Origin of the sequence: Psittacicella hinzii (assembly GCF_003585935.1) — a bacterium.
Classification (GTDB): domain Bacteria; phylum Pseudomonadota; class Gammaproteobacteria; order Enterobacterales; family Psittacicellaceae; genus Psittacicella; species Psittacicella hinzii.
Genome location: NZ_NRJG01000075.1, coordinates 1 through 7,234 on the forward strand (window position 1 = coordinate 1; position 7,234 = coordinate 7,234).

5 protein-coding genes are annotated in these 7,234 nt (G+C 31.4%); 4 read left to right on the top strand and 1 reads right to left on the bottom strand.

Translation table 11 applies throughout. From position 1 onward, the window contains the following. Nucleotides 1–165: 165 nt before the first annotated feature. From CKF58_RS04550 to CKF58_RS04565, 4 genes are all read left to right on the top strand, one after another. Nucleotides 166–1,233, top strand: a complete 1,068-nt coding sequence (locus CKF58_RS04550) for a hypothetical protein (RefSeq protein ID WP_119531423.1) — start codon at nucleotides 166–168, stop codon at nucleotides 1,231–1,233. A gap of 266 nt (nucleotides 1,234–1,499) precedes the next feature. Beyond that, the gene (locus CKF58_RS04555) at nucleotides 1,500–2,642 is read left to right on the top strand and encodes a porin family protein (protein WP_119531425.1); all 1,143 of its coding nucleotides are present in this window, start codon (nucleotides 1,500–1,502) and stop codon (nucleotides 2,640–2,642) included. A gap of 241 nt (nucleotides 2,643–2,883) precedes the next feature. After that, the gene (locus CKF58_RS04560) at nucleotides 2,884–4,566 is read left to right on the top strand and encodes an SNF2-related protein (protein WP_222987705.1); all 1,683 of its coding nucleotides are present in this window, start codon (nucleotides 2,884–2,886) and stop codon (nucleotides 4,564–4,566) included. Nucleotides 4,567–4,855: 289 nt separating this feature from the next. Continuing rightward, the gene (locus CKF58_RS04565; protein ID WP_119531429.1) at nucleotides 4,856–5,920 is read left to right on the top strand and encodes an outer membrane beta-barrel protein; all 1,065 of its coding nucleotides are present in this window, start codon (nucleotides 4,856–4,858) and stop codon (nucleotides 5,918–5,920) included. Nucleotides 5,921–6,053: 133 nt separating this feature from the next. Here CKF58_RS04565 and CKF58_RS04570 read toward each other — a convergent pair whose 3' ends face one another. Beyond that, nucleotides 6,054–6,521: a hypothetical protein gene (locus CKF58_RS04570; RefSeq protein WP_119531431.1), complete on the bottom strand. Its 468-nt coding sequence runs from the start codon at nucleotides 6,519–6,521 to the stop codon at nucleotides 6,054–6,056. Nucleotides 6,522–7,234: the final 713 nt, after the last annotated feature.

Below are 7,234 nucleotides of genomic sequence, written 5' to 3' on the forward strand. Positions count from 1 at the left end.
AAGTAAGTGCTTAAGATATTTATTATATCTTACTTAAATCTTTTTTACACATGCATAAAACTCTCTATGGTTTAATAATTGCTGGTATTTTAACTACCTAGTAATGTAAACGCGTTTACCTTATACGACTACTCTGATAGTTTATCTAGCGCCAATTTAACATTATTGGCTGATCAAAGATATCAATGGTCGTTTGAAGATAGCAAGTACGACTCTCAATACTATCGAGATCGCCTTACTTACTCTGATTATGGTATTCGTACCAGAATCGGCTTAAGCGGTAATATTACTGATAGTAATGATCTAAGCTATGGTTTCCTCGCACGAGCAGATCATTATTACTATAACTATCGCATCAAATATGTTTATAACGACCGTCAGGTGTACAATAGCAAAAATAATCATTATCGCGATGGCTTTGAATTAGGCAGAGCATATGCTTACTTAAGTCATCCTACATTTTGGTACACTTCTAAAGATATTACTGTAGCTGACGATCGCTTTGTTAATGATCTAGAATACGATTTCTTTAGCAATACAATTAAATTCACAGCTTTTAATGCTACCACTAGTGAATATGATTCAGTATTAAGCTACTATATTCCATATAAATTAGGCTTAAGCGGTGGATTTAGTATTGCACAAACAAAAGAAGAAAATACTACTAGTAAGCAATACGCTACTAATTTAAACTATAGTAATAATGGGCATATGCTTTCCTTAACCTATGCACATACAGCAAATAGTATAAATAAACAATTAAATAATTTAATCAACTCATACGATATAGCCTATTACAATAGTAAATTAGCTGATAATTTGACTGTAGGTTTGGATTTTGCTTATCAAGATGCTAAATATAATTTAGTAGACTCTAATGATAGTCAATCTTCACCTTATAAAGATAAAACTAGGTCTTTAGGCTTTAAAGCTAACTATAATTTCTCACAATATTTCAAACCGTTTGTAGCTCTTACTTTTGTTCATAGTAAGTTTACTGATTTAACAGGAAATTATCAATTTAGCCCAGTTTATTCTAAATACAAGCAATATAATTTTATTCTTGGTGCAAGTTCTACAATTTACACCTATAAAAGCTTATATGTTGACTTTATTGTTGAAGATACTTATTCGCGAATTAATACCAAATACCAATATGCAAATGCTGCTTTAAATTATAGTGCTAAAACCAATTTAATTAATCTTGCAACTGCAATTAAAGTTGGTTTCTAAGACGAGCTGAAAATGAAGAATTATTCATTTTCAGCTCTTTTTTTATAAAAAAGTGTGATCTAGTCGACACTTTTTGAAAAAAATTGATTAATTTATTAATTAAATCACGATTTACTGATATACTCTTGTATGAGATAATTAGTTTTTCTAGTTAAATTATTTATCCTATAGCTCTTTCAAATAATTTAACTAGAGATCTATTATTCCATAGCAGCGATATTAGAAATTCCAACTAATATCTATTAAGTTCAAAGTTTAAGGTTTATATGAAAAAATCATTATTAGCTCTTGCATTAGCTTCAATTGCAACGACAGCATTTTCTGCAACTATATATAGCAGCTCTTACTCAAATGGCTCATCAGCTCAATTAATTTTTGGTGGTGACTTCCGTGCTTATTATTCAGAGTTAGAATTCGATAAAACGGATGTAGCTACTAATACTACTACAAATTCAGCATTCAAAAGATGGCAATTACGCGAACGTGTTTGGTTACGTGGTACATGGGTAGATGCTAATAAATTCTCTGTATCATTTGCTGTACGTTATAACCACTCTTGGAACTATAACTACAACAAAAATACTAAAGTAGGTGCTCACAAAAAATTTGGTTTAGTTTATAACCAAGGTTATTTAGTATTATCTAAACCAGAATTTGGTACTTTAATTTATGGTAAATTTGTAACAGTTGCAGATAGTAAAACTGGTGGTGACACTAATACAATTAGTGCATTTAGCAGCAGCTACCGTAAAACTAACTTTACAGCCTTCTCTGCAGCAACTGCATATGATACTGTAATTACTTATATTACTCCTAAAGTAAATAACTTCACTTTAGGGTTATCATATGGTAAAACACAGTTAAGTACTGAAGTTAAAAGAGAACAGTACGCTTTAAGAGCTGATTGGTCTGTTGGTAAAAACAGTGTACGTTTTATAGCTGCAAATACTTACCTCCAAAACTCAAACAAAGTAAAAGGTTATAAAAAACCTTTAAGATATCACTCTGGTGAATTATCTTATACTTTTAGAGATGGTGGCTTATCAGCAACTGCAGCTCTTACTGCTGAAAAACAACGTATTGTTAATTCTGAGTTTGTACAATATAAAAAACAATATGGTGTAGCAGGTAAAGTTAAATACGTAGTTAACCAATACTTCCAACCATATTCAGGTGTTGGTTACATTCGTGTAAACAATAAATACAGTAATACTGCCAACAATGTTAAACGTAATATTTTAAATGCTTACGTTGGTGTTGACAGCAATGTATATAAATACAAATCAATCTTTGTTAAAGTATACGCTGAAGCAGCTGCTGGTCGTGCAAATGAAAGAACTTTAAATACTACAAGCAAAACTAAATACAAAGTTAAAGATTTTGCTGTAGGTACTTATGTAAGCTTCTAATAGATAATAATTTTTTACTCCGTAAGATTAATTTAGCCTCGGGCTTTAAGTCTGAGGCTATTTATTACTTTACAATATCAGCTTAAAAGCTATTTTTGTGTAAACACAAAATACTTACCCTTTTTTACTAAACAAGCATTGATTTTATAAAATTAGCGTAAAATTTTAAGATTCTGCACTTATTGCTTGGTAAAATATGGGTATAACAAGATTCACCCCATTTATTTGTGCTCATATTGATATGTTCTCATTTCAAAGTATCAAAGACGCGATGGGACCAAACAATGTCATCCCAAGTGAAGATGAAAGTAAATTATATGTTTGGACCAAATTAACGCGTGAGATCAAACAAGTAATTCCCGAAGCAGTCATCTATGAAAATCCAGATCAATCTTCAGAAGATACGATTGTAGAAGTTGAATGGACATTTGAAAATGCTCAACGTTTAGCTGATATTAAAGCCACAACATTAAGCCCAATTTTGAAAAGTTCAGAATATGACTGGCCTGGAAGTTTAACCCCTTTTGAACACCAATATAAAATTTCAGCATTTTTATCTGTACACAAAAGTTGCTTTTGTCTTGCAGATATGGGTACAGGTAAAACTTTAGCTACTTTACATGCGATTAACTATTTATATCGTATAGGGCAAATTAAGAAAGTATTAATCGTGTGTCCATTATCTGTAATGCGCGATGCTTGGCAAAGCACATTACAAGATATGAATACTGATTTAGAAGCACAAATTCTATACGCTAGTACGAAAAAACGTCGCATTGAATTAATTGCCGCATCAACTGCCCAAATCCATATAATTAATCCTGACGGTGTAGAAGTTATTCAAGAGCAATTAATTGACCAACACTATGATTTAATTATCATTGATGAATTAACTACCTACAAAACTCATTCTACAGCCCGTTGGCGTCACTTAAACAAAGTTACCAAATATGCTAAATATATTTGGGGAATAACTGGTACTCCAGTACCAAATACGCCACTAGAAGCATATGGGCAAATTTTAATGGTAGCGCCACAAAACTTAGAAGGTATTAGCTTCTCAAGTTTTAAAGGGATGATGAATTACAATTTAAATCTTAAATTTTTAAACTCAAGTACCAATAACATTGATGATTTAAGAAATAACGTTGAAACATCATTAGAATTAGTTTATAAATACTTCAATCCTGCAATCCGCATTAAAAAAGAGGATTGTTTAGATCTACCCGATTTAGTTAATATTCACGTATATTGTGAGTTATCACCACAGCAGAATGCCATGATTAAACAACTTCGCGATAATGGTATTGTGCAATTAAGAAATGGTGGTAATATCTCTCCTGCTAACGGAGCTGCAACTGTCGGTAAAATTATTCAGGCATGTTGTGGTGCGGTATACGACAACAATAAAGAGATTATTAGCTTAAATAATAAATCAAGAATTCAAGAAGCAATTAAACTAATCGAAACGGCAAAATCCGAACGAACGGAGTTTAATAAAGGTAAAACATTAATCTTTGTGCCTTATAAAAGTATTCTTGACATTCTTTACGACGAGTTAAGCACTAAATTTAAAGTAGCTAAGATAAATTCTGACGTACGCGAAAAAGAACGTGCAGATATCTTTAATCGCTTACAAAATACTGATGATTTAGATGTTTTACTTGCCATTCCTACAACTATGTCCCACGGGATTACAGCCACCAGCGCCAGCTTAATTATATGGTTTGCCCCAATTCATAGTTGTGAAACTTATATTCAAGCTTGTAACCGTATTAACCGTGCAGGTCAAACACAAAAAATGACTATTGCTCACTTATACGGACATGAAATTGAAATGAAGATTTATAAATCTCTAGAAACTAAACAACTTAACTTAAGCATTCTGTTAAATTTCTATAAAGAATTTATCAGAGGTGAATAAAACTACAAGCAAGTTCTATCATAGAACTTGCTTTTTTTGACTTCTTTAATTCCTAGCTAAACATGCAAAAGTAAGATCAAAATGGCACAACATGTCGTAAATCCATGATATTTCGTGGAAAATAAAAATTTTATTTTGCAGTTAATTGTTCACAATATGGTATAATAATCCTGATTGTATTCTGTTATTGGATTTCAAAGGTTCAGCAAATTGAAGTCCTGAATTTAGCCTTGCAACATTCAAGTTTAATAAATTCATAAATAACACATAAAAGATTTAGAGGTCTTACATGAAAAAAACAGCTGCAGCTTTATTAGCTCTTACAGCTTCAACAGTTGCTTTTGCTGCTCCTTCAGCAAACAGCTTCTACGTTGGTGGTAAATTAGGTTATACACAATACCACAACACTGTTAAATTAAGCACAGACTCAACTGACAACCAATACCACAATGGTGACGGTACTGGTTACGGTTTATTCTTAGGTTACCGTTTAAACAACCACGTTGCGTTTGAATTAGGTTGGACGAAACCAGCTAACAACACTTACTTTGACAACTCTTACAAACACAAATCAAACGTGTTAGATGTAACAGTTAAATTCAACCAATTCATCGGTCAAAAAGTTAACGCTTACTTAGGTTTAGGTGCTGGCGTATTCTTCAACGATGTTAAATTAGACGACAAAGTTTCTAAAAAAACTAACGTTGCTCCAGCAGTTGCAGCAGGTTTAGAATACTACTTCGTAGATTCATTTGCTGTTGGTGTTGAGTATAAAGCATACTTCCGCACTTTCTCTAAATCAAAAGTAAACGCTGATAAAGGTAGCTACGCAGTAAGCAAAACAGAAGGTCACACTAACTCAAACAAATATAAACCAGATGTTCACATGTTATCAGCTACAGCAACATACGTATTTGGTCAAAACAAACCAGTTGAAGTTGCTGCTCCAGTTGTAACTAAAGAAAAATTTGAGTTAAAATCAGACGTTCTATTTGCTCTAAACTCAGACAAATTAGCTCCTAACGCAAGCGAAGCGTTCAAAGATATCTTAACTCGTTACAACAACCCTAACGCTACTGTAACTAAAGTTGACGTTGTAGGTCACGCTGACCGTACAGGTAGAGCTGCATACAACTTAAAACTATCTGAGCGTCGTGCACAAACTGTTGCTAACTACTTAGTATCACAAGGTGTTAACCAACAATTATTAACAGTTACTGGTGTTGGTTCAGCTGAGCCTGTAACTAACGGTTGTTACGATGTTAAAAACCGTAAAGCTCTTGCAGCATGTTTAGCACCAGACCGTCGTGTAGATGTATTCATCACTGGTTCTACAACTAAAACTCAAAAATAATTAAATAAAATTTAATTGTTTTGAAAAAAGAGACCTTCAAGGTCTCTTTTTTTATCTCCAAAAATAATGCCCTAAAAGTATTAATACTTTTAAGGCATTATTTTTATCTATTCTTATTAAAGTAAATTATAGTTTACTGGGCGCTATCTTCTTCAAGATTATCAGGCACAGTTAAATCTGTATCACCATCATCAGAAGCATTAGCTAGATCTAATTTACGATTAAAGATATAACATGCAAATTCTTGTTGCATTACAGGAGTACGAGCTATACTTTGATTTAATTGATTATAGATACTAATAAACTCTGTTTGAGTTTTTTTCGTAATGTTTTCTTGCGCTAAACTTAAATTTTCATTTAAAGATTCACGCATACGTGTCATAAACATAGTGCAGTTTGGATGAATACTGCTTTGGGCAATTAGTTTTTTATATTCTTGCTCTGAAATTTGTTTAGTAGTTAGCTCTAAATTAGAATTATTACCGATTAAAGCTGATAGTAAAGCAGAATCAGTATTGGTACTATCAGCATAAGCTGAATTTAGATTTACTGCTGTTAAAGCTACTAATACTAAACTTAAAGGTTTGATAAATTTTAACATAATTAAAATATCCAAAGGGGACTTGATATTCTTGGGTTAGATTATAGCATTTATAAGCTTATTTACTTGAGTTTTTATTATATCCAACTTTATTTACATAATTTCGTTCATTGTAAAAAAGCATATACATCATAAGGTCTTTTAGTTAGGCATAAACGAAATGACCTTAATAATAAAGAGTGAAACCTAAATATTGCACAACCTATTTCTAGACCTAGAATTAGAGTATATTTTTTAGATAATTCTTTAATTGATTAAACAACACGTTTAAGTTACTCTTTACAAGTCATAAATTATTTTATATTTCTAAGTTTAGTAATTATATAGGCTATCTATTACTTTAGCTATCTATAGTAATAGTATATTGTAAGTAAATTGAATTATCGATAATTTAAGCTAACTACTAATCATTTAATACCTAAGCATTTTAGTAGGTTAATAAGGTATTTTAGCCTAAATTGCTAGTTGTTCTTATCTAGTTTTTAATTTTAATTTTACCTATCAATATATTTGTAAGGTTTAAAAAGTTTTAAAATTCACTATTTTAACAAACTTGCAAGTTAATACTAACAGATTAATGTTAAATAAACTCAAAATGCCCTTATCATTTCACAAAAAATCCCACAAAAATCTAAAGTATATTTACTAAAGCCATACCTTTATTATGGCTAATCTTGGTATAATATCAGTACATTTTTGCGATTCTAATGATT